The sequence below is a fragment of the Dellaglioa sp. CoH-56-MRSF-13 genome, from assembly GCF_056782095.1.
Genome location: NZ_JBXAYC010000001.1, coordinates 43719 through 66337, shown reverse-complemented (window position 1 = coordinate 66337; position 22619 = coordinate 43719). Strand labels below are relative to the sequence as shown.

Annotated in this window: 21 protein-coding genes and 1 tRNA gene; 20 read left to right on the top strand and 2 right to left on the bottom strand. The window is 33.7% G+C overall.

Going from position 1 to position 22619, the window contains the following annotated elements; genetic code table 11:
• Positions 1 to 95: 95 nt before the first annotated feature.
• The 9 genes from AC1RP1_RS00315 (at position 96) to AC1RP1_RS00275 (ending at position 7916) form a co-directional block, all read left to right on the top strand.
• Positions 96 to 2108, top strand: coding sequence for a DHH family phosphoesterase (locus tag AC1RP1_RS00315; RefSeq protein WP_481761087.1), 2013 nt, complete (start codon positions 96 to 98; stop codon positions 2106 to 2108).
• A gap of 6 nt (positions 2109 to 2114) precedes the next feature.
• Entirely contained in the window at positions 2115 to 2570 is a 456-nt protein-coding gene (gene rplI, locus AC1RP1_RS00310; RefSeq protein ID WP_481761088.1) for a 50S ribosomal protein L9, read from the top strand.
• Between the two features lie 83 nt (positions 2571 to 2653).
• Positions 2654 to 4045: a replicative DNA helicase gene (gene dnaB / locus AC1RP1_RS00305; protein ID WP_481761089.1), complete on the top strand. Its 1392-nt coding sequence runs from the start codon at positions 2654 to 2656 to the stop codon at positions 4043 to 4045.
• A 182-nt stretch (positions 4046 to 4227) separates the two neighbouring features.
• Positions 4228 to 5514: an adenylosuccinate synthase gene (locus AC1RP1_RS00300; RefSeq protein ID WP_481761090.1), complete on the top strand. Its 1287-nt coding sequence runs from the start codon at positions 4228 to 4230 to the stop codon at positions 5512 to 5514.
• Positions 5515 to 5728: 214 nt separating this feature from the next.
• Positions 5729 to 5938, top strand: a complete 210-nt coding sequence (locus AC1RP1_RS00295; protein WP_409022828.1) for a CsbD family protein — start codon at positions 5729 to 5731, stop codon at positions 5936 to 5938.
• 386 nt (positions 5939 to 6324) lie between these two features.
• The gene (locus tag AC1RP1_RS00290; RefSeq protein ID WP_409021856.1) at positions 6325 to 6570 is read left to right on the top strand and encodes a GlsB/YeaQ/YmgE family stress response membrane protein; all 246 of its coding nucleotides are present in this window, start codon (positions 6325 to 6327) and stop codon (positions 6568 to 6570) included.
• A gap of 25 nt (positions 6571 to 6595) precedes the next feature.
• Positions 6596 to 7150: an alkaline shock response membrane anchor protein AmaP gene (amaP, locus tag AC1RP1_RS00285; protein WP_481761091.1), complete on the top strand. Its 555-nt coding sequence runs from the start codon at positions 6596 to 6598 to the stop codon at positions 7148 to 7150.
• Between the two features lie 16 nt (positions 7151 to 7166).
• A complete protein-coding gene (locus tag AC1RP1_RS00280; protein ID WP_409021858.1) occupies positions 7167 to 7367 on the top strand; it encodes a DUF2273 domain-containing protein in 201 nt (66 codons plus the stop codon).
• A 30-nt stretch (positions 7368 to 7397) separates the two neighbouring features.
• The gene (locus tag AC1RP1_RS00275) at positions 7398 to 7916 is read left to right on the top strand and encodes an Asp23/Gls24 family envelope stress response protein (protein ID WP_481761092.1); all 519 of its coding nucleotides are present in this window, start codon (positions 7398 to 7400) and stop codon (positions 7914 to 7916) included.
• Between the two features lie 165 nt (positions 7917 to 8081).
• Here the strand turns inward: AC1RP1_RS00275 and AC1RP1_RS00270 are convergent.
• Positions 8082 to 8154: transfer RNA gene (locus AC1RP1_RS00270), tRNA-Lys, on the bottom strand.
• Between the two features lie 196 nt (positions 8155 to 8350).
• Between AC1RP1_RS00270 and yycF the strand changes: the two genes are divergently transcribed.
• The 8 genes from yycF (at position 8351) to AC1RP1_RS00230 (ending at position 17820) form a co-directional block, all read left to right on the top strand.
• Positions 8351 to 9061, top strand: a complete 711-nt coding sequence (yycF, locus tag AC1RP1_RS00265) for a response regulator YycF (RefSeq protein ID WP_409021860.1) — start codon at positions 8351 to 8353, stop codon at positions 9059 to 9061.
• A 21-nt stretch (positions 9062 to 9082) separates the two neighbouring features.
• The gene (walK, locus tag AC1RP1_RS00260; RefSeq protein ID WP_481761148.1) at positions 9083 to 10936 is read left to right on the top strand and encodes a cell wall metabolism sensor histidine kinase WalK; all 1854 of its coding nucleotides are present in this window, start codon (positions 9083 to 9085) and stop codon (positions 10934 to 10936) included.
• On the top strand, positions 10923 to 12242 hold the full coding sequence (locus AC1RP1_RS00255) for a YycH family regulatory protein (RefSeq protein ID WP_481761093.1): 1320 nt from the start codon (positions 10923 to 10925) through the stop codon (positions 12240 to 12242). The genes walK and AC1RP1_RS00255 overlap by 14 nt, the downstream gene beginning before the upstream one ends.
• Before the next feature lie 13 nt (positions 12243 to 12255).
• Positions 12256 to 13077, top strand: coding sequence for a two-component system regulatory protein YycI (locus tag AC1RP1_RS00250; RefSeq protein ID WP_481761094.1), 822 nt, complete (start codon positions 12256 to 12258; stop codon positions 13075 to 13077).
• Between the two features lie 34 nt (positions 13078 to 13111).
• On the top strand, positions 13112 to 13921 hold the full coding sequence (locus AC1RP1_RS00245; RefSeq protein ID WP_481761095.1) for an MBL fold metallo-hydrolase: 810 nt from the start codon (positions 13112 to 13114) through the stop codon (positions 13919 to 13921).
• 111 nt (positions 13922 to 14032) lie between these two features.
• On the top strand, positions 14033 to 15325 hold the full coding sequence (locus tag AC1RP1_RS00240; protein WP_481761096.1) for a S1C family serine protease: 1293 nt from the start codon (positions 14033 to 14035) through the stop codon (positions 15323 to 15325).
• A 409-nt stretch (positions 15326 to 15734) separates the two neighbouring features.
• Entirely contained in the window at positions 15735 to 16214 is a 480-nt protein-coding gene (rlmH, locus tag AC1RP1_RS00235) for a 23S rRNA (pseudouridine(1915)-N(3))-methyltransferase RlmH (RefSeq protein WP_481761097.1), read from the top strand.
• 136 nt (positions 16215 to 16350) lie between these two features.
• Entirely contained in the window at positions 16351 to 17820 is a 1470-nt protein-coding gene (locus AC1RP1_RS00230) for an MFS transporter (protein WP_409021866.1), read from the top strand.
• A gap of 278 nt (positions 17821 to 18098) precedes the next feature.
• Here the strand turns inward: AC1RP1_RS00230 and AC1RP1_RS00225 are convergent, their stop codons facing one another.
• Complete coding sequence (locus AC1RP1_RS00225) at positions 18099 to 19436, bottom strand: dihydrolipoyl dehydrogenase family protein (protein ID WP_481761098.1); 1338 nt, start codon at positions 19434 to 19436, stop codon at positions 18099 to 18101.
• 283 nt (positions 19437 to 19719) lie between these two features.
• Here AC1RP1_RS00225 and AC1RP1_RS00220 point away from each other — a divergent pair, with 283 nt between their 5' ends.
• From AC1RP1_RS00220 to AC1RP1_RS00210, 3 genes are read left to right on the top strand one after another with little or no spacing between them, the layout of a single operon-like run.
• A complete protein-coding gene (locus AC1RP1_RS00220) occupies positions 19720 to 21048 on the top strand; it encodes a glycosyltransferase family 2 protein (RefSeq protein WP_409021868.1) in 1329 nt (442 codons plus the stop codon).
• Positions 21035 to 21562 carry a hypothetical protein gene (locus AC1RP1_RS00215; protein WP_481761099.1) on the top strand — a complete coding sequence of 176 codons (528 nt, stop codon included), beginning with the start codon at positions 21035 to 21037 and terminating at the stop codon, positions 21560 to 21562. Before AC1RP1_RS00220 ends, AC1RP1_RS00215 begins: the two co-directional genes overlap by 14 nt.
• Positions 21552 to 22487 (top strand): pyridoxamine 5'-phosphate oxidase family protein, encoded by a 936-nt coding sequence (locus AC1RP1_RS00210; protein ID WP_481761100.1) that lies wholly within the window; start codon positions 21552 to 21554, stop codon positions 22485 to 22487. The genes AC1RP1_RS00215 and AC1RP1_RS00210 overlap by 11 nt, the downstream gene beginning before the upstream one ends.
• Positions 22488 to 22619 lie beyond the last annotated feature (132 nt).

The window sequence follows — 22619 nt, the reverse complement described above, 5'->3', positions numbered from 1 at the left end:
CTTCCCTTTTTTTGTACTATCAGCAAGATTTGTGCAGGTAAATGGGGAATGTGATAAAATAGATAACATCTAGGATTTACAGATGAGGAGATACTATGAAAAAGTTCCTTTCAAACGAGAAACTTCCCAGTTTTTTGAAGAATGAACGCTTAAGATGGATTGCGATTTTTATCGTAATTATGTCTTTATTTAGTGTTGTTCTGTCTTTTACAGTTAATTTATTTTTAGGACTTATATTGTTAATTATTGCGTTGGGTGCTACCAGCGCAAGTATGTATATTATGTCCCAAATTACGGCAAATACTAATGAATATATATCGGAATTATCATATCGTATTAAACGTAGTGAACAAGAAGCGCTTATCAAAATGCCAATTGGTATTTTGATTTTTAACGAACAAAATGAGATTGAGTGGGTTAATCCATACTTACAACCTTATTTTGAAAAAAATGATATTTTAGGTAAGAAAATAGAGAGCGTCGATGAATCGTTATCGACGATTATTACAGATAACGCTGAGACTAAAGGCTTGGTGAAAGTAACATGGCATGAAAAAGATTTTGAAATGATCATACAAAATGATATTCATGTTGCTTACCTGATGGATATTACGCGTTATTCATCAATTGAAAAAGAATTTGAAGCAGAGCGCGTTGTTATCGGTCAAGTGTTCTTAGATAATTATGATGAAGTAACGCAATCTATGTCAGATAAGAATGTTTCTAATTTAAGTAACTTTGTCACAAATGAGTTATCTAATTGGGCGCGTCGTTATGGGATGTATTTAAAAAGAACGGATTCAGATCGATTTTTTATTTTAGTTCATGCCCATTCTTTACAACAAATTGAAGAAGAAAAATTTAAAATTTTAGATCGAATTCGCGATCGGACATCCAAACAAAACTTTCCGCTCACATTGAGCATGGGAATTGCCTATGGCGATGGCGATTTGAATTCACTTGCAAAATTAGCTCAAAGCAATTTAGATCTTGCTTTAGGTCGAGGTGGGGATCAAGTTGTCGTTAAATCACCTGAAGAGCAAGCAAGATTTTATGGTGGTAAAACTAATCCGATGGAAAAACGGACTCGGGTTCGTGCTAGAATGATTTCTCAAGCGTTACAAGAAATAATGAAACCAATGGACCAAGTCTTCGTTATGGGACATCAGAGCCCAGATATGGACTCTGTAGGAGCTTGTTTGGGCATTAGACGAATCGCTTTGATGAATAATATGAAATGTTGGATTGTTTTAGATCAAACCGCTATTCATTCAGATGTACAACGATTGATGGAAGAGTTAGATCAATATCCTGATATCAAATATAATATTATTACACCTGAAGAAGCAGTAGAAAAAGCAACAGAACAGAGTTTACTGGTGATGGTTGATCATTCTAAACCCTCTATTTCTGGTAGTCCTGAATTGTATGAAAAACTTAAAAATCGTCTGATGGTTATTGATCATCATCGTCGTGGAGAAGAATTCCCTGAAAATCCAATGTTAGTTTATATTGAACCTTATGCATCATCAACCTGTGAACTGATTACTGAAATGTTTGAATATCAATCAAAAGATAGTGAACCAATTAATAAAATTGAAGCAACTGCGATGTTAACGGGAATTATTATTGATACGAAGTCGTTTTCATTAAGGACGGGTACACGAACATTTGATGCAGCCAGTTATTTAAGGTCCGTTGGGGCTGATTCAACAATGGTTCAAAACTTTATGAAAGAAAATGTTGATAGTTACTTGAAGCGTAATCATTTAATTGATAAAGTAGAGTTCATTAATACTGATTTAGCATTATGTGTGGGTGAAGATGATACGATTTATGACCCAGTTACAGCAGCACAGGCAGCAGATTCATTATTATCTATTTCAAGTGTATCAGCGTCATTTGTTGTCACAAAACGATCAGAAAATCGTGTTAGTATCTCTGCTAGAAGTACAGGGACGACTAATGTTCAAGTTGTTATGGAACAAATGGGCGGCGGCGGTCACTTATCAAATGCTGCGACTCAGTTAACTGGTGTGAGTGTAAGTGAAGCTGCAGAACAATTAGTTAATATTTTAACGACAAAAAAAGATGAAATTAAGGAGTAGTTGATTATGAAAGTTATATTTTTAGAAGATGTTCGCGGAAAAGGTAAACGTGGAGAAATTAAAGAAGTACCAAGCGGCTATGCTCAAAATTTTTTAATTAAAAATGGTAAAGCAAAATTAGCTACAAATTCAGCAATGAGTTCTTTAAAGGGACAACAAAAAGCTGAAGAAAAAAAAGCTGAAGAAATTTTAAAAGAAGCTAAAGATGAAAAAATCGTTTTAGAAGATGATAAGACAGTTGTTGAATTAACAGCTAAAGCGGGCGAAGATGGCCGTTTATTTGGCTCAATTCCTAGCAAGCAAATTGTACAAGCTATGGAAAAACAATACGGAATTAAAATCGACAAACGTAAAGTTGAACTACCAGAACCAATTCGTGCCTTAGGATTCACGAATGTACCTGTTAAGTTACATGTTGATGTAACAGCAATGATTCGTGTTCATGTTTCGGCTAATAACTAAAGTAGTATTTATTTGAAAAGCTGGCAAAATTTGATTTTGTCCAGCTTTTTTCTTGATTTTAGAAGTAAGGAGAACACGATAAAATGAATAATGAACTATTAACAGACCAAACGCCACCACAGAATATTGAAGCGGAACAAGCCGTTTTGGGCGCTGTCTTTTTAAAGAGTGATGCTCTTGTTGAGGCAATGGAATACTTGGAGCCCGAAGACTTCTATCAACGTCGCCATCAATTGATATTTGCGGCTATGGTGGATCTGAATGATAAAGATGAAGCTATTGATATTGTTACGATTCAAGATAATTTAACTTCTAAAAATCAAATGGATGATATTGGCGGTGTTAGCTATATTGTTGAATTAGCTGGCTCTGTACCAACGGCTGCGAACGTTCAGTATTATGCTAAAATTGTTGAAGAAAAATCAATGATTCGACGCTTAATTGCGACAGCGACATCTATTGCAACTAAGGGTTTATCACAAGATGATGATGTTGCAACGCTTTTAGATAATGCTGAACGTGAAATTATGAGCGTATCTGAAAAAAGAAATAGTAGTGGTTTTCAAGCTATCGCTGATGTATTAAAAAGTACATTTACAAATATTGAAAAGTTAGCTAAAGAAGGCGATACAATTACTGGATTGTCGACAGGTTATCCAGAGTTGGATAAAATGACTGCCGGGTTACATCCAGATGAGTTAATCATTTTAGCTGCTCGTCCGGCTGTTGGTAAAACAGCTTTTGCGTTGAATATTGCTCAAAACGTAGCAACTAAAACTGATGAAACTGTCGCTATTTTTAGTTTAGAAATGTCAGCAGAATCATTAGTTAGTCGTATGTTATGTGCTGAAGGTAGTATTAATGCGAATCACTTACGAACGGGACAATTAGACGAATCAGAATGGTCAAATTTGATTGTGGCAATGAATTCATTATCAAAGGCTAATATCTTTATTGATGACACTGCTGGGTCAAAGATGGCTGAAATTCGGGCAAAATGCCGTCGATTAGCGAAGGAAAAAGGTGGACTAGGGTTAATCGTTGTTGATTATTTACAGTTGATTGAAGGTTCAGGACGCGAAAGTCGACAACAAGAAGTCTCAGAAATTTCTCGTCAAATGAAGAAATTAGCGAAAGAATTAAGTGTTCCAGTTATTGCATTGTCTCAATTATCCCGTGGTGTTGAACAACGCCAAGATAAACGACCAGTGTTATCAGATATTCGTGAATCTGGTTCTATTGAACAAGATGCAGATATTGTTGCATTTTTGTATCGAGATGATTATTATGAACGCGATACTGATGAAGATGAAGACGGGAATCTACCTGATCCAAGGGATGAAGATGACCAAAATGTTGGTGAAGTTGAAGTTATTATTGAAAAAAACCGTGGTGGCGAACGAGGTACAGTTAAATTATTATTTGTTAAATCATATAATAAATTCTCGTCACTTGCCTATAGACCAGAAGGCTAGAAAATATTCCTTAGTGGGATATTTTTTTTGAATAAAAAGAGAAACGTTCGTTATATAGTTGATAAATGTTTATATAAAATACAAACGTTCGTATTTTAGTTGTATTTGAACTGCTTTATTGCTATAATATTCTAGGATTGTATTTATGAATTTAAAATATAAATTATGAGGTGGATGAAAATATGTCATCAGTAGTTGTAGTAGGTAGCCAATGGGGCGATGAAGGAAAAGGTAAAATTACAGATTTCTTAAGTCAAAATGCCGATGTTATTGCACGGTATCAAGGTGGCGATAACGCCGGACACACAATTGTATTTGAAGGCAACACTTACAAATTACATTTGATTCCATCAGGTATTTTCTTTCAAGATAAATTAAGTATCATTGGTAATGGGGTTGTTGTGAATCCTAAAGCTTTATGTGAAGAACTTGATTATCTACAAAAACTCGGCGTTAAAGGAGATAATTTACGTATTTCTGACCGCGCTCATGTTATTTTGCCATACCATATTCTACTTGATGGCTTACAAGAAGCTGCTAAAAAAGAAGATAAGATTGGGACGACTAATAAAGGTATTGGACCAGCTTATATGGATAAAGCTGCTAGAATTGGTATTAGAATTGCTGATTTAATGGAAAAAGAAACTTTCTCAGCAAAATTAAAAAATAATTTAGAACAAAAAAATCGTGAATTTACAAAATTATATGATCATGAACCACTTGAATTTGATGATATTTTTGAAGAATATTTTGCCTATGGCCAACGTTTGAAACGATACGTAATGGACACGTCAGTTATTATTAATGATGCACTAGATTCTGGTAAGAAAGTCTTATTTGAAGGTGCACAAGGTGTTATGTTAGATATTGATCATGGAACGTACCCATTTGTAACTTCTTCAAATCCAATTGCAGGTGGCGCAACAGTCGGTGTTGGTGTTGGACCTGCTCAAATAAATACAGTTGTTGGTGTCTGCAAAGCCTATACATCACGTGTAGGGGATGGTCCTTTTCCAACTGAACTATTAGATGAAATCGGTGATACTATCCGTGAAGTTGGACATGAATATGGTGTAACAACAAAACGTCCACGTCGTATTGGCTGGTTTGATAGTGTTGTTATGAATCATTCCAAACGTGTTTCAGGATTGACTAACTTATGTTTAAACAGTATTGATGTTTTAACTGGATTAAAAGAAGTTAAAATTTGTACAGCATACGAATTAAATGGTGAAATTATTCATCGTTATCCAGCTAGTTTTAAAGAATTATCTCAATGTAAACCAGTATATGAAACATTACCTGGTTGGACTGAAGATATTACTCAAATGAAAACTCTTGCAGAATTACCTGAAAATGCTAGAAATTATATTAGACGTATTGAAGAAATCGTTGATGTTAAAATTTCAACATTCTCAGTTGGACCCGATCGTGATCAAACAAATGTTTTAGATGATGTTTGGGCATAAATAAGTAATAGGTTGATAGTAATGTGAGAAAAGTCAAAGTTAATACTTTGATTTTTTTTTATTTAATCAATAACTAAGTAGATAAATAACCTTAATTAATTAGAGCTTAAAAATTTATATAACTTATATATTTGATAAGTCGAATATGTTGCATACGCTTTCTTTGGATGTTACTATCGGTATGTAGACAAATATATTATGAGGAGGAAACATGATGACAAATGAAGATAGATTAGATGCAAAGAAAGATCAAATTAAGGGTAAAGTAACAGAAACTAAAGGTAAATTGACAGGAGACAAGCAAGAAGAAGTTAAAGGTAAAGCGGAAGGTTTCCTTGGTAAAGCGAAAGATAAATTAGAAGATGTCAAAGATGATGTTGCAGAAAAAATAGATGAAGTTATGGACAAACGTAAAAAGAAATAGTAATTTCATTGGGTTCTCGCACTGCTTACAATAAGCAGTGCGAGTTTTTTTTATTTCTTTTTATTAGCCGAAGTTAGATAAATAATAGGCTTATCTTGTGAGTATAGTACCTATCAGTTCATCTTATTCACTCAGATATTCATAGATCTTATTTTGTTTAACTTTATGTGATTAATTAAGCAACGAGGAAAACAAAGATAGTTATTTATCTTTATTTTTTGGTGTATATAAGTTTAAGTACCTGGGAAAGAGATTCATTAAGTTTCATAGATTGAGCGTAATAAAATCGTTTCATTTGCAAGCGATTTCAAATAATGGTATATTACATATAACGAATAGTTAATATAATAAATAACTATTTAATATAAACAAAGGAGGAACATATTATGATTTGGTCATTAATTGTAGGTGCTATTATTGGTGCTGTTGCAGGGGCGATTACTAATCGCGGTGAGTCGATGGGATGGATAAGTAACATCATCGCTGGACTAGTTGGGTCAGCTCTTGGTCAAAGTGTCCTTGGTCATTGGGGACCTAGCTTGGCAGGAATGGCAATTATCCCTTCTATCATTGGTGCGATAATTTTAGTTTTAATTGTTTCAGCTATATTTGGTATAAAAGCAAGGAAGTAAATCAAGTCAAGAGAGAGGTATGTTTATGAAGAAGAGTAAAAAAATTATTCTGAGTATAGTCAGCCTCGGATACTTGATTGGGCTTAGCTTGCTGATTTGGCCAGAAATAATTGAGAAAATAACTAAAATGCTTGAACATTTTAACGTTAGTACAAATTTTCAGAGTAACGATTTTATCTTCTATTATGGGATTGTGTTATTGCTATTAACAGTCTTCATATTTTTGTTAATACTTTTGTGGCCTGCGCAACTACCAGATATTCCTTTGAAGCAAACTAAAGAAGGAAGACTTGCTTTAAGTAACCAGGGTATTAGCCAATTTATCAAGACAAAGTTGTCTAGTGAAGACTTATCTAATATTAAAGTTACGTTGAAGAATACACGACGTCAGCGAAAGATCCATATTGTTGCAGATTCAGTTTACCAACAGTCTACAGTTGGACAATTACCTCGTATTACGAGTGAATTAACTGAGAATCTCAATGATCTATTAGCTGGATCTAGTCATATTCCTATCAAAGTAGATATTAAGGTAAGTAAAAAATCAAATTCAAAACGTAAAGTTACACGGGTAGTTTAAGAGGGAGTGTGCATAAATGAAAGATAAAATGTCAATTAATATTGGAGTTGGTAGTGCTCTAGGATTTATCATATCCTCGTTACTTGTAACTGTAGGATTTTGGAAGACGATTATCATTATGATTGTGACACTGTTAGCAGGATGGATTGGTTATCTATTTAAAGAATATGATATTGATCTGTCATTTATTTCAAAAATTTTCACGCGGAAAAATTGATTATTTTAAAAATCGAAAGGAGTCTTAATTATGACTACAGAAAAAACAAATACGCAGGGAACAAAGACTGAACCAAAGGGGACATTGACATTTGATGACAAGGTTATTCAAAAAATAGTCGGTTATGCAATTGAAAATGTATCTGGTCTCTTGGGTGTGGATGGTGGATTTGTCGCAAATATTAAAAATAAACTTGTAAATAGTGATAATCCAACAGATGGCATCGGCGTTGAGGTTGGCAAGGAACAAGTTGCGGTTGATTTAAATATTATTATGGCATATGGGCACAATGCACATGATATTTATAAACAGTTAACGGAAGTTATTAATAAACAAGTAAAGGAAACAACAGATTTAGCTTTAATTGAGTTGAATGTTGAAGTAGTAGACATTCAAACACCAAAAGAATTTGATGATTCACAAACAAGTTTACAAGATCGTGTATCTGATGCAGGTAGTACTATTAAAGAAAAAACAACAGATGGGGTAGATGCCGTTAAAAAAACGACCTCTCAGGTAGTAAATAAAGATGATGACCGGGTTAAATAGCGTTGAACAAATAATAAGATTTAAATCTAGTTAAGAGAAATCCGATAGGGTTTCTCTTTTTTTGTTTCACGTGAAACATCAATAAGTAAATGAGAACACAAAAAAAGCACCTAGCCGCAGCTAGATGCTTCAACATATCTTGCGATATGTTGGGTTTGGCACCCATGGGTGGTTAGGGGCTCGAACCCTAGACCCACGGATTAAGAGTCCGTTGCTCTACCAACTGAGCTAACCACCCAAACCATTAATAATAATTCATCAACGTTAAATATATTATCATATATACTAATAAAAGACAATAACTTTTCGAAAAAGGATTTGGGTAAATTTAATCACTGTGTTTGGCAATGATGATTGAATAGGCTATAATAATGGAGGGTTAAGAAGTTGTATCTAGATTTAATTTTACAGCTTCCTATAAGGAGGATCCACATATGAAAAAAATATTAGTTGTCGACGATGAAAAACCAATTTCTGATATCGTTAAATTTAATTTAACTAAAGAAGGATACGACGTTTATACAGCTTACGATGGTGAAGAAGCCTTAGAAAAAGTTAAAGAAGTTGAACCGGATTTAATTTTATTAGATTTAATGTTACCAAAAGTGGATGGTTTAGAAGTTGCTCGTCAAGTTAGAAAAACTTACGATATGCCAATCATTATGGTTACAGCTAAAGATGGAGAAATCGATAAGGTCTTAGGTCTAGAATTAGGTGCAGATGATTATGTAACAAAACCTTTCTCTAACCGTGAACTAGTGGCCAGAGTTAAAGCTAATTTAAGAAGACAAAAAACAATTGAGAGTGTTCAAACAGAAGAACAACCACAAAATAGTGAAATACAAGTTGGACAATTAACCATTCATCCTGAAGCATATATGGTTTCAAAATATGATGAAAAAATTGAATTAACACATCGTGAATTTGAATTATTACATTATTTAGCACAACATCTAGGACAAGTTATGACTAGAGAACATTTACTACAGACGGTATGGGGTTATGATTACTTCGGTGATGTCAGAACGGTTGATGTTACAATGCGTCGTTTAAGAGAAAAAGTTGAAGATAATCCAAGCCATCCAGAGTGGTTGGTAACACGTCGTGGTGTTGGATACTATATGAAAAATCCAGATTTAGAATAGAGTAGGGGAATAACGATGAAAATGAATCAAAAAATTCGTTTTTTTAAATCTATTCAATTTAAAATAGCCCTCATTTTTGCGTTATTAATTTTAATAACGTTGGAAATTGTCGGGGCTTATTTTGTTAGGCAATTAGAACAGCAAAACTTAGATACCTTTAAGCAACAAGTCCAGTTACCTATATATGTTACTAATTCGATTACGAAGGATTTAGCAAAAACAGATACAGCTGCTGGTGATAGAGATATCAAAAAAATATTGGAAGATGTTAGTAATTCAAGTATCACAGAAATTCGAGTGATTGATAGTAAGGGCACAATTCGCGGGAGTAGTGATTTTAATAATCAAACTGTTGTGGGACAAAAAACGACAGATGCAACAATTAAGCAAGTGTTATATACACCTAAAACATTTGAAAAGAAGATTTATGATGAATCTAGCGATAAGCGCTACTATGTTTCAATTGTGCCACTAGTTAGTACAGCAGGAAATGTAACAACGACAGTTGGGGTTACATACGTTAAGGCCAATCTGGAAAGCTTATACTCAAATATTAACGATATCACGGTTATTTTCGTGACCGCGTCATTTTTTGCAGCTGTTTTAGTCCTTTTGATAACGATAGTTATTTCCCGGGCAATAACTCGTCCGATTGATGAGATGAAAAAGCAAACGATTCGAATTTCTCGCGGAGATTACTCCGGAAAAGTTCGTGTCTATTCTAATGATGAACTAGGACAATTAGCAGATGCGGTTAATAACTTATCTGTTCGTGTTGAAGAGGCACAAGAATCATCTGAAGCTGAACGTCGTCGTTTAGATAGTGTTCTATCGCACATGACAGATGGTGTAATTGCGACGGATCGTCGCGGAAATATTATCATTATGAATGAAGCGGCCTCTACCTTATTAGATCAAAATGAAAATGACTCAATAGGAGTATCAATTTTGGATATTCTTGATTTACGTAGTCAGTATACTTTACGTGATTTGTTAGAAAATCAAGATGAAATTATGATTGATTTATCTGATGTAGAACATGAACAAATTTTGAATGCTTATTTTTCATTAATACAAAGAGAATCTGGCTTTATTAGTGGTCTTGTCTGTGTACTTCATGATGTCACAGAACAACAAAAGATAGAACGTGAACGTGAAAGCTTTGTTTCTAATGTTTCTCATGAATTAAGAACGCCTTTGACGAGTATGAAGAGTTATATTGAGGCATTAAACGATGGTGCATGGAAAGATCCAGAAGTTGCACCAGGTTTCTTGAAAGTTACACAGAATGAAACAGAACGTATGATGCGTATGATTAATGACTTACTAAATTTGTCACGAATGGATTCAGGAACATCTAAGTTAGAACTTGAATTAGTTAACTTGAATGAACTGTATAGTTATGTTCTGGATAGATTCGATATGATGATTAATGCTGACGATGGGTCAGGCAAAAAGTATTCGATTAAACGTGATTTTACTAAACGTGATTTATGGGTTGAATTAGATACTGATAAAATTGTGCAAGTCATTGATAATATTATGAATAATGCCATTAAATATTCACCTGATGGTGGAGAAATAACTTGTCGTTTATTGGAGACACATAAGCACGTTATTTTGAGTATCTCTGATGAGGGCCTTGGTGTACCTAAAAAAGATTTAGCGCATATTTTTGATCGCTTTTTCCGTGTGGATAAAGCTAGATCGAGAGCTCAAGGTGGAACTGGATTAGGCCTAGCTATCTCAAAAGAGGTTGTCGAAATGCATAAAGGTAAAATTTGGTTAGATAGCTCGGAAGGCAAGGGTTCAACATTCTATATTTCATTGCCTTATGAATCATATGAGGAGGACCTGTGGGATGAAATTGAATAGATTTATTTTACCAACACTATTATTTTTATTAATTATGACAAGTATCGGTTTATCATGGGTCATTTGGACAAATCCGACATGGAATGGTAAAAGTGAATCGACGAAAGCTACAAATTCAACGCAGACAGAGTTAACAAAGAGTACTAAATTGAGCGAAGTATATGCACCAACGTCTGTTATTTATAATGATAATCAGCAACAAAATGTTTTATATAGTGAAAAAATTAATATCATTTCAAATATTCAAAAAAAGATACGTACTTGGAAAGAAACGTCTATATCAGAAGTTCCGATTAAAAATAAAAATGATTATTTAACGTTTTTAAATGCAAAAAATCAATTGGTTCTTAGTTACTCAGATGAAATTACGGTTGGGTTATTTAATCAAGTATTTAATCAGCAAAATCAAAATTATAAAACACGACTTATTAACCGTGTTCTTATTCCGCGTGATAATAAGAAAAGTATTTATCTGTTGAGTGACAAGGATAAAAAAATTTATGAGATTTCGTTAAATGATGCCTATAATAAAGGTAAAACAATTGATGATGTTGTACAAAATGAAACGTTATCGAAATTATCAGTTACATTTAAACTGCATAATAATGATATTTTTATGTATTATAATCAAGATTTTAATATAGCTCGTTTTAGGTATTTAGTGGATAAGCAAACGGCTAGTAAGTATGTTGCTAATCTATTAGGACAAAAAGATGGTTCATCGGTCAACGTTAAAGAAAGTAAAAAGACAATAACTTACTATGATGGTTCTGATCGACAATTAACGGTTCAAAATACGACAAATTTGGTTTCATATGAAGATGATGAAAATTCAGATGCGAAACAAAAAACGAGTCGTGGTAATGCTTTAACTGAAAGTTATACGAGTATTAAAAATACAGGTATCGGATTAGATAATATTCACTTCTACCAATTTAATGGTAAGTCTATGACAACAACATTCAGAAGTTATATTGAAGGATTTCCGATTTTTAATCAAACCAAACACGGTGTGATTGAAGTTGAGCGACTAGATAATGGTGGAAATAAAATTGATTTTTCATTATTGACGTTACAAATTGCTGTTCCATCTGGAAAAGCAGATGTTACGTTACCAAGTACAGAAGAAGTGTTAAGTAGCTTGGTTACGGCAGGGTATAAAGATGCGGATATTTCAGATATTCAATTAGGTTATCGTTGGGTATCAAGTTCTGATTCAGATTTGGTAGTCAACCTAGAACCCACTTGGTATATCCGATATCAAGATAAATGGAAAAGTTATACTGAATTACTACAAACAGATTAGGGAGGTGAATTAATTGGATTTTAGACGAATTCAAATTATTTTTATTATTGTTTTTCTTGGTTTAAATATCTTTTTATTCACCTCATTACGACAAAATCAACAAATTGAAATTTCGAGTCGATCATCACCTGGGACAACAAAAACCGGTACAACGCTTAAAGAGATGCGAGAAGATGACATTAAATACGGCAGTATCTCAAATAAAAAAGAGACTGGTGTATATATGTCTAATAAAGCATCTGATGTATTAAAGAATGATGCTAAACAGCTGCAATCCCAAGTTACAACATATAAAGACAATAAATTATCTAGTATTTTTGGGACACCAATTAATATCACAGATAGTGAAAGTCCAAATAAAACAATTGATAAGACAATTATGAGTGATAATACTTTAATTCTACATGGAGATAATTATCGCTATAACAGTAGTCTTTCAACAGAGACAAGTGTCGTGTATTCGCAGGTTGTTTACGATAAAATGGTTTACTCAAATGTTGGACTAATTAAATTTACAATTCAAAATAATAAAATTAGTGGCTATTCACAAACGTATATGGCAAATACAGAAAAATTACGTGAAAATGAGTCAATTATTAGTCAACAACAAGCAATACTGATATTGTATCAATATAATCAATTTGCAAGTAAAAGTAAGGTTAAATGGTCTAAGTTAGGATATGCTGAGTTGCTCAGTTTGGATAAAAAATATAGCGTCTATATTCCAGTTTGGATAGTAGCTGTTAAGAATCCAAGTAATGGTGTGACACAATACAAGCAAGTTAATTCATTTTCAGGAGCGATTATGAAGGATAGCACTGATATTTTAAATTAAATGAAGATTAAAAGGATAGAGGCGCAGGCAAGTAATGGATGAAGGAACAGACGATATGAAGATTAGTGTTCTTGCAAGCGGTAGTGCGGGAAATGTCACGTATATTGAAACGCCTAAGCACAAGGTCCTTGTAGATGCTGGTTTAAGTGGTAAAAAAATTGCGAGCCTAATGACAGATATTGGTCGAGATATTAACGATGTCGACACGTTATTTGTAACACATGAACATACGGATCATGCAAAGGCTGCTGGTATTTTAGCCCGTAAGTATGACATGAACGTTTATGCAAATGAATTAACATGGGAAGCCATGGCTCATACGATTGGTAAAATTCCCGTTGAGAAGAAGCAAATTTTTGAGATGGGGAAAGTAATTACATTCGACGACTTAGATGTTGAGAGTTTTGGTGTCTCTCATGATGCAGCGGCACCGCAATTCTACCAATTTCATCATAACAATAAGTCATTTGTTATTTTAACGGATACAGGTTATGTCTCAGAGAACGTTCAAGGGACAATTTCCGATGCAGATGCTTACTTGTTTGAGTGTAACCATGATATTGAAATGTTACGGATGGGCGGCTATCCATGGTCATTAAAACAGCGCATTTTAGGTGATAAAGGTCATTTATCAAATGAGGATGGTGCTGATGCACTTATGAATGTTATGGGTAATCGGACAAAACGAATTTTTTTAGGCCATCTTAGTAAGGATAATAATATGAAAGAATTAGCCCATCTAACGGTTGAATCAACGATGAAAGAACATGATTTAGCAGTTGGTGGTGATTTTAACATTTTCGATACAGATCCGGAAAATGCTACAAAGCTGGTTGTTTTATAAGAACAATTTTTTCAAAATTTATTCATAAATAGTTCACAATTAACCGTTATTCTTAAAAGAGTAAAAGATTACGTTTAAGGGGGCAGCGACAAATGTGTCGCGTATATAAAAATGTCAAATGAAAATAGAACAGGCTTAGGTAAAACAGTTGTTACAGCGCTTATTGCAGGATTAGTTGGTGGCGGAATTGCATTTGGTGGATATACATTTTACCAAAATAATGATAGTGATAATGGCGCAGTTACAACATCCTCAAATAAATCAGGTACAACTAAAGTAACAAATGTAAGTGTTAAATCAAGTAATGAATCATCAAAAGCATTTGCTAAAGTTAAAAATGCGGTTGTTTCAGTTATTTCATATACAAAGTCAAGTGGTTCAAGTAACAGCTTAACGGATATGTTTGGTGCAGCAGGCGATTCCTCTGCGACAACAGAAACAGCATCAAGTGAAGGTTCTGGTGTCATTTATAAAAAATCAGATGGTAGTGCTTATGTCGTAACTAATAATCATGTTATCTCTGGTGCAAGTAAAGTTGAAGTTTTATTGAGTAATGGTAAAAAATTAAGTGCCAAAATTGTTGGTAAAGATTCAATTACTGATTTAGCTGTTTTAAAAATATCAGCTAAAGATGTGACTCAAATCGCCACATTTGGTGATTCTGATAGTATCACTGTTGGTGAAACAGCATTGGCTATCGGTTCTCCACTTGGATCTGATTATGCGACATCATTAACGCAAGGAATCATATCAGCTAAGAAACGTACGATTGATGTTACCAATGATTCGGGTGTTAAAACGGGCCAAGCAACAGTTATTCAAACTGACGCTGCCATTAATCCTGGAAACTCAGGTGGGGCTTTAATTAATACTTCTGGCCAAGTTATCGGTATTAATTCGATGAAACTAGCAAGTACAGCAACAGGCTCTACTAGTTCTAGTTCATCATCAACTTCTGTCGAAGGAATGGGATTTGCTATTCCAAGTAATGAGGTTGTATCAATCATTAATCAATTAGTTGATAATGGAAAAGTTAAACGTCCTGCAATTGGTATTTCATTAATCGATTTAGATTACGTCTCAGCAAGTGATCAAAAGAGTGTCTTAAAATTACCAAAAAGTGTTTCTTCAGGGATTGTTGCTGTTAAAATAAATAGTGATTCACCTGCTAAAAATGCTGGTATAGGTAAATATGATGTTATCGTTAAGCTAGGTGATAAGAAAGTTACTGATATCTCAAGCTTACGAGAAGTTTTATATGAACATAAAATTGGTGATACAGTGGCTGTTGAATTCTATCATGATGGTAAGTTGAAACAGGCTAATATCAAATTAACCTTAGAAGCAACAGATGCAAATACAGGAACAAGCTCAACAAGTAAATCAGCATCATCAGCTCAATAAACAAATATGAAATAATCGTAAATAACTTAATTTACGATTATTTTTTTATTTTAAATAGATATTGTGTATAACTAAGTGGATAGATATTAAGGTGGGTGTGAGTAACAGAGGGAAAGGGCAGTATGAAGGGACTTTCTAAACAAAATAGTTATGCACAATTAATTGAATGGCCTGTGACTAACTTTTATTTATTTGATATTTTAAAATAAAAAAAGACTGTTATACCAATGTGTAAAGCGTATAATTAAGGAATGATAAATAACGCAAAATCTGTGCATAACTAATATGGTGTTGACAAATGGGCAACAAATAAATGTAGTGACGAACACATATTCCCCGCAATATGTTGTGGTCCAAATTGTGGATATGTGCGTAACTTTGTGTATAACTTGTGAAAAAGGTGGAAATTATGAACATTAAGATTATTGGTGTAGGTAAATTAAAAGAAAAATATCTCAAACAAGGAATTGAAGAGTATGCAAAACGGTTAAGTAAGTTTTGTAAATTTGAAATTATTGAAGTAAATGATGAAAAGGCACCGGAAAAATTAAGTTCAGCAGAAATGATTGATGTTAAAGGTAAAGAGGGCGAACGTATCCTTAGTAAGATTAAAGAAAAAGAGTATGTTTATGCTTTAGCCATTTTAGGTAAGGAACGTACGTCGGAAGATTTTGCTAAAGAGATTGCTGATCTTGGAACTTATGGGCATTCAGACATAACCTTCGTTATTGGGGGGTCATTAGGACTAAGCGAGGACGTTTTAAGACGCGCCGACACACAAATCTCGTTTGGTAAATTTACCTTACCGCATCAATTAATGCGGATGATTTTGACTGAACAAGTTTACCGTGGATTTATGATTAATGCAGGGAGCCCCTATCATAAATAAGGACCTTTCAATACTTTAAGTAACGTAATTTTAGGATATCAGTAGATTTTCATATTTTCCCTTGACCTAGAGCTTGCTTAAAGGTGGATGATAAAAATAAGTAATTTTAAATTTAGTCGTATAAGAGGGAGAATTTATGAATAAAAAGAATTTAATCATCGTGACTATTGCATTGCTGTTATCTAACGCAATGGCAGGTCTTGATGGAACGATTATTAATACTGCATTACCATCAATCGTCAGTGATTTGCATGGTATCCAATATATGGGATGGATTGTTGCAGTTTTCTTGTTGGGGATGGCAGTTGCCACACCTCTTTGGAGTAAATTAGGCGAACGAATTGGTAACCGTGGTGCATATCAGTTAGCAACTTTTTTATTTGCAATCGGTGCGGTTTTTCAAGCAACATCAAGTAATATTGTCTTTTTCTTAGTTGCTAGAGTAGTTATGGGTATTGGTGCAGGTGGGATGAATACAATTCCGTTTATTATTTATGCTGATATTTATAAAAATATTAAGAAACGCTCACAAGTTATTGGTTATGCAACAGCTAGTTACAGTATTGCATCAATTATTGGACCTTTAGTTGGTGGCTGGATCGTTGATACGTTTAGTTGGCATTGGGTCTTCTATATCAATGTACCAATAGCATTAATATCAATTATTTCAATCCAATTTTTCTTCAAAGAAGAAGTTAAAAAACGTCAAAAGGGGAATATCGATTACTTGGGTGCTGGAATGATGATTGTCAGCTTAGTGACCTTATTAACAGGTATTCAAATGATTGGTGTTGGGTCAATTAATTTAGTCGTTGGGTTAATTATTGCTGGAATTATCTTACTCGGTATTTTGTATAGAGTTGAGGATAGGGCCGTTGATCCGATTATTCCCAATCGATTATTTAAAAATAAGAAACTGATTGTTGATTTTATCATATTTGCCTTTTTATGGGGAGCATTTATCTCATTTAACATCTATATTCCAATGTGGGCACAAGGAATACTTGGAATGAGTGCATTGATTGGTGGGGCAACACAAATTCCTGGTGCAATGACTAATTTATTTGGTTCGTTGTCCGGTCCATCAATGATTCCTCGATTGGGGAAATACCGGATTATTACAATCGGAACCATTAGCTTTATTATTTCGTTTGCTGGGATGTTAGTTGTAGGTGTGACAGTCCCATTCTGGTATTTATTACTAATGGGTGCTTTTGAAGGGTTCGGTTTAGGAATGTGTTTTAATGTCCTACAACTGAGTGTTCAAGAGGATGCGGAGGGTCGAGATGTCCCAATCGCAACTTCATTTGCCTACTTATTACGTATTTTAAGCCAAACATTTATGTCATCAATTTATGGGGTTATCCTTAACAGTGCGTTGTTAAAAGGAGTTAATCAGTCTCATGGTAAAATTACGATGGAGATGTTAAACAAGCTAAGTGATTCGAAGCGTGTTTCAAGTCTTCCTGAAAAATTATTACCAGCAATGCGACAGATTATGTATGAAGGGTTGCATAATATTATGGTAATCGCGACAATATTATTGATTATCGTTTTACTATTTAATTTATGGATTCAGGCTCAATCTAGAAAACAACTAAGTTAAAAAATAGAATCTCTGAGAGAATGTACTATGTACTAAGTCGTATCGAGTTGACTGATGAAATTATATAAAATTTAATGGGGTATATTGATTTATCTGCTTGTAAAGTTATTAATAGATTCCCAGTGTAAATTCCTTGATTAATGTCAATTTATCAAATGCACTGTACTTAACTCTAGGCAAAAAAATCCCGCCATGATTGTCGAATGAAATTATATATTTCATCTGATAATCATGGCGGGATTTTTACAAAAAGGCAGATACCTTTTTAATCGTATTTTTTATAGATAATAGGTTAGGTCACTTGCTGGAGTCGGATAAGCTAAGATAAGTTTAGTAACATCTGTTTTTGATGTTTTGTTAGCAATTAATGGTGTTAGATAATTGATAAGTTCTTCCGCAATTGTGGTGTATGCGACAGCACCAACAAGTAAGTTGGATGATTTATCAAAGATAGTTGTCACAGATGCTTCAGATTCTTTAATTCGATTAAAGGAATACCAGTTAGTTGTCTCTTGTACTCTAATGTCATAATGTTCAGGTTCATTTTTAGCTTGTTCAATCGTAATGCCAACTTGAGATAGTTGTGGGCTGGCATAGACAGTCATTGGAATTGGTGGGTAAGCAATTGGACTATTCGATTTTTTAAGTAGTTGGTCTGCAACGTAATGACCTTCAAATGTTGAAACAGGTGTTAACTTAGGTTGTTTGCGTGAAACAATATCTCCAATGGCATAAATTCGATCATTTTTCGTTTTTAAGTGAGAATCCACAATAATACCATGTGAATCTGATTCAGCACCTGTAGCAGGTAGGTTTAATGTATTAACGTTAGGTTGACGGCCCATAGCTGAAATTGCCAAATCAACAGTTAAAGATAATCCCTTATCGTCTAACATCTGGAAGCCTAAAGGACCTTCTGTTATTTCTGTAATATTAGTGTCAAAGTGAAAATGGACACCATTAGTTTTCAAATTCTCAATGAGACGGGTTGTATATTCAATTGGAAATCCACGTAATATTTGACTATTATGTTGAATAATATGAACTTCTGAGCCAGCAATAGCAGCTATATTAGCAAGCTCAATTGAAACATAGCCAGCGCCAATAAAAGCTATTTTATCTGGTAATTCTTCAAGTGATAAAAAATCGGTACTTGTTTTTAGTAAATGACTGCCTGGAATATCAGGGACTACAGGTGACTGACCGGTCGCAATTACAAAATTATCGGCAGTGTAAGTTTCAGTATTAACGTTAATTTCTGACTTTGAAATAAACTTAGCAGATCCGTGAACAGTTTTAATATTTGCTGCAGATAAACCTGCTAGGGTATTGGCTGGAACTTTATCCGTATAAGCTGATTTAAAAGCCATTAATTTAGGCCAATCAATGATAGAACTGCCAGTTAGTCCGAAGCCTTGCATTGCTTCTTGGCGTTGTTTAGTTTCAACAGCAGAATAAAGCATTTTTTTTGGGTCACAACCTCGATTAGGACAAGTACCACCCCAAAGATCATTTTCAATAATGAGAACAGATTGCTTTTTACTTAAATCAAAAGCAGTAGAAAGACCACCAGGTCCAGCACCAATAATAATTGTATCGTAGTGTGATTGTTTCATAATTAATATCCCCCATAATAAATATTTAATAATTATACTGATACTAGCATAAAATTGAAAATTAATTAAAAATAATCGCTTAAAAATGTTTCATGTGAAACATTTTTAAAAAGAAAGCATAGCTTTTAAATTTTTAAAATAGTGACAGACAAAGTAATCCAGTATTAGAATATTTTATTTGATTATTAAAATCACAGAGGTTATAGTTTAAAAAGGGCGTTAAGTCAATGTATGTAAAGGATTTTAGCTATTTATTTAACTACAATTATTTGGGGGTCATTATATGACAGCAACAGTACTAAACGATATTACGAAGGTACTCATTTACACGATTGTATCGTATCCAATCGTTGGAGGCCTAGCCTTTATTGTATCGAGCCTTTATTATAGAATATTTATGGAGAAGAAGGAGCTCCCTAAATATTTAGAGAAGGGAGAACCATTCATTTCTATTTTTGTACCTGCTCATAATGAGGAACAATCAATAGAAGCAACAATTCGACATCTAGAGACTAAGTTAAATTATCCTCTAGATAAATATGAAGTTATTGTAATTAATGATGGTTCCACAGATAAAACCGGTGAGATTTTGGAGACGCTACAAGAGGAGTTCAAATCACGTTTAAGAACGATCACAATTATTAATAATCGTGGAAAAGCAGCTGGATTCAATATTGCATTGGCATTTGCTAAAGGCGAATTTATTTTATCCAATGATGCGGATTCAAAACCAGAAGTTGATGCCTTATGGAAATATATGTCATATTTTGAAAGAAAAGGTGGCAAGAATTTAGGCGCTGTCACTGGGAATATGTTACCAATTAATAAAACAACAATTGTAGCAGAAGCACAACAGAATGAATTAAATTCAATCATTGGCTTAATTAAGAGATCGCAATTATCTTATGGCGGTTTATTTGCTTTCTCAGGTGCAAATACAATGTATCGAAAAGCAGCCGTTTTAGATGTTGGTGGTTGGGAAGCTGAACAGCCAACAGAAGATATCGCAATTGCCTGGGACATGCAGGCATTAGGTTGGGTGGCTTATTTTGCGCCGCATATTCGCTTCTTTATGGATGTACCTGAAAAGCTAGGTGAACTAATTAAACAAAGACATAGATGGTCATCTGGTGGCGTTTATGTACTTCTAACGAAGACGTTACGCGTTCTACGTCATCCGATTAAACAATTTTCAAGTGTACCTATTATTATTGATTATGGATTAAGTGTTATTTGGTCAGTCTTTTATTGGTTAAGTATGATTGCATTTTTAGCAATTCAAATTATCTGTATTGTAAATGGTGATTGGTTACAGTTGAGCAATAACTTAGCGCTCGCCTGCATATTTATTTCAATAGAGGTCATTATTGGTTTGATTCAGTTAATCATGGCGTCATTTTTCAATGATAGTGGTAAATCTTTAAAATACGTTATTTTTGCGCCGTGGTATATCCTCATTTACTGGATGGTAAATACGTATACAATGGTAGCTGAGTTAATTCCGACAGTGCGTAAAATTATTACGGGTGAAGATGGTGGCGTATGGCATTCACCTGAACGTTCGGATAGTATTACAACAGATTTAGGAGGCGACGATGATGACAAAAAATAAGCCTGACTATATTGTGAACGAAGTAGATGAAGACGCATTGACGATTGATTGGTTTTTTGGTCAAAAAAATGTAAGTCTCAAACTAAGACAATTAGTATTAATAACAATTGGCTGGATTGCGTGCTTAGTACCAATCAGTATCACGGTTATCTTGATTTTATTTAAAGATAAGGCAATCCCAATTGATCAAACACTATTTACTGAGCTTTTTGATACGATTATAAATACATTCCTACAATACTATTTGTTTTTTATTGCGTTCTTTTTAATTTTGCATATTTATAATTTAATTCTTTCGAATAATCGTCTAAAAAATGATATAGAAAGTTATGATTCAAAATTATTAAAGAAACACACTGACTTAGCTGAAGAAATGTACTATTTAAAATATGGGCCACGAGATCATAGAGAGGGTCAAAATAAAATTATCATACAAGATTATGCCGATATTGGGACATTTGAATTAAGGCAACAATTTGATTACTTTGGAGATGAGGATGAAGATGATTTCTAAAGAGGATAAAAGATTATTAGATGAGATGGTTGTACGAGAAAGAAATATGAAGAAAAGACGTGACATTTCGGGCTTGATGTTACATAAATTAAGATTATTTAAGCGAAGATTAGTTACGTTTTTAACGGTTTTATCAACCGGAATCCTATTAGGACTTTATATGACATTTGAGCCATTCAAAATGTTGTCAGTTGTCAGTATTATAGAAGTTAATGTACTGGTAGCGGCAATTCTATTTCTATTTACGTCATACTTTTGGCAAATAATGCTCAAACACTGGCCATTAAAACATTTAATTAGTTGGTATAAAACTAAACTAAGAGTAACGTACGCGGGCCCACTGCTTGCTTCAAAAAGATGGTTACAGTTTTATTATAAAGATCGGGATATTTCACCGTATATCCCACAAATATTGTATTACCTACAAAATGAGTCTAAGTTAAAAACAGTTGATGAGGTATTAGCATTTATTGATGAAGGGGCACCTTCAGAAGTGGAAGAACATAATGTGTTAGATAAATTTAGACGATTTATTGGTGAAACAAATCAAATGGTCCTGAGTACTGCTACTGCAGATGGGATGCCATCGAGTCGTCAGATGCGATTTATTGTTTCACCTGATAAATCAAATGTTTGGTATTTTGGTTCAGCTCCGGAAACGCCTAAAATTGCTGAATTGGATTTAGGTAAAGCAGCTATTAATACAATTCCAACGAGTACAGGGATGACTATTGCTAGTAATAGGTTAAGTGTTAAGAGGTCAAAATATAAATTAGAAGATCTAGCAGAGTTGTATCGGGCACAGGTGCCAGGATTTATGGATGGATTACTGGAAGAAGATATAGAAAATGAGATTATTTATGAAATAGTGATCAAAAGTGCTCGATTAGATACTTGGACACAGCACGATCAAGTGAAATTTTAAAGGTATTATTAGCAATATTCATTGCTGATAATACCTTTTTTTAATAAATCAATTAAAAAAATAAACTTTTTACTTGATTTTCAACGTATTTATCTCTATATTTTGACACATAAATTACAGACGAATTATTAA

Excerpts from the sequence above, each read along its gene's own strand:
- walK (WP_481761148.1), top strand. The coding sequence starts at position 9,083 with ATGAATCAAAAAATTCGTTTTTTTAAATCTATTCAATTTAAAATAGCC.
- yycF (WP_409021860.1), top strand. The coding sequence starts at position 8,351 with ATGAAAAAAATATTAGTTGTCGACGATGAAAAACCAATTTCTGATATC.
- AC1RP1_RS00295 (WP_409022828.1), top strand. The coding sequence starts at position 5,729 with ATGACAAATGAAGATAGATTAGATGCAAAGAAAGATCAAATTAAGGGT.
- rplI (WP_481761088.1), top strand. The coding sequence starts at position 2,115 with ATGAAAGTTATATTTTTAGAAGATGTTCGCGGAAAAGGTAAACGTGGA.
- AC1RP1_RS00215 (WP_481761099.1), top strand. The coding sequence starts at position 21,035 with ATGACAAAAAATAAGCCTGACTATATTGTGAACGAAGTAGATGAAGAC.
- dnaB (WP_481761089.1), top strand. The coding sequence starts at position 2,654 with ATGAATAATGAACTATTAACAGACCAAACGCCACCACAGAATATTGAA.
- AC1RP1_RS00290 (WP_409021856.1), top strand. The coding sequence starts at position 6,325 with ATGATTTGGTCATTAATTGTAGGTGCTATTATTGGTGCTGTTGCAGGG.
- AC1RP1_RS00280 (WP_409021858.1), top strand. The coding sequence starts at position 7,167 with ATGAAAGATAAAATGTCAATTAATATTGGAGTTGGTAGTGCTCTAGGA.
- AC1RP1_RS00300 (WP_481761090.1), top strand. The coding sequence starts at position 4,228 with ATGTCATCAGTAGTTGTAGTAGGTAGCCAATGGGGCGATGAAGGAAAA.
- AC1RP1_RS00220 (WP_409021868.1), top strand. The coding sequence starts at position 19,720 with ATGACAGCAACAGTACTAAACGATATTACGAAGGTACTCATTTACACG.
- AC1RP1_RS00240 (WP_481761096.1), top strand. The coding sequence starts at position 14,033 with ATGTCAAATGAAAATAGAACAGGCTTAGGTAAAACAGTTGTTACAGCG.
- rlmH (WP_481761097.1), top strand. The coding sequence starts at position 15,735 with ATGAACATTAAGATTATTGGTGTAGGTAAATTAAAAGAAAAATATCTC.
- amaP (WP_481761091.1), top strand. The coding sequence starts at position 6,596 with ATGAAGAAGAGTAAAAAAATTATTCTGAGTATAGTCAGCCTCGGATAC.
- AC1RP1_RS00275 (WP_481761092.1), top strand. The coding sequence starts at position 7,398 with ATGACTACAGAAAAAACAAATACGCAGGGAACAAAGACTGAACCAAAG.
- AC1RP1_RS00210 (WP_481761100.1), top strand. The coding sequence starts at position 21,552 with ATGATTTCTAAAGAGGATAAAAGATTATTAGATGAGATGGTTGTACGA.
- AC1RP1_RS00230 (WP_409021866.1), top strand. The coding sequence starts at position 16,351 with ATGAATAAAAAGAATTTAATCATCGTGACTATTGCATTGCTGTTATCT.
- AC1RP1_RS00315 (WP_481761087.1), top strand. The coding sequence starts at position 96 with ATGAAAAAGTTCCTTTCAAACGAGAAACTTCCCAGTTTTTTGAAGAAT.
- AC1RP1_RS00255 (WP_481761093.1), top strand. The coding sequence starts at position 10,923 with ATGAAATTGAATAGATTTATTTTACCAACACTATTATTTTTATTAATT.
- AC1RP1_RS00245 (WP_481761095.1), top strand. The coding sequence starts at position 13,112 with ATGGATGAAGGAACAGACGATATGAAGATTAGTGTTCTTGCAAGCGGT.
- AC1RP1_RS00225 (WP_481761098.1), bottom strand. The coding sequence starts at position 19,436 with ATGAAACAATCACACTACGATACAATTATTATTGGTGCTGGACCTGGT.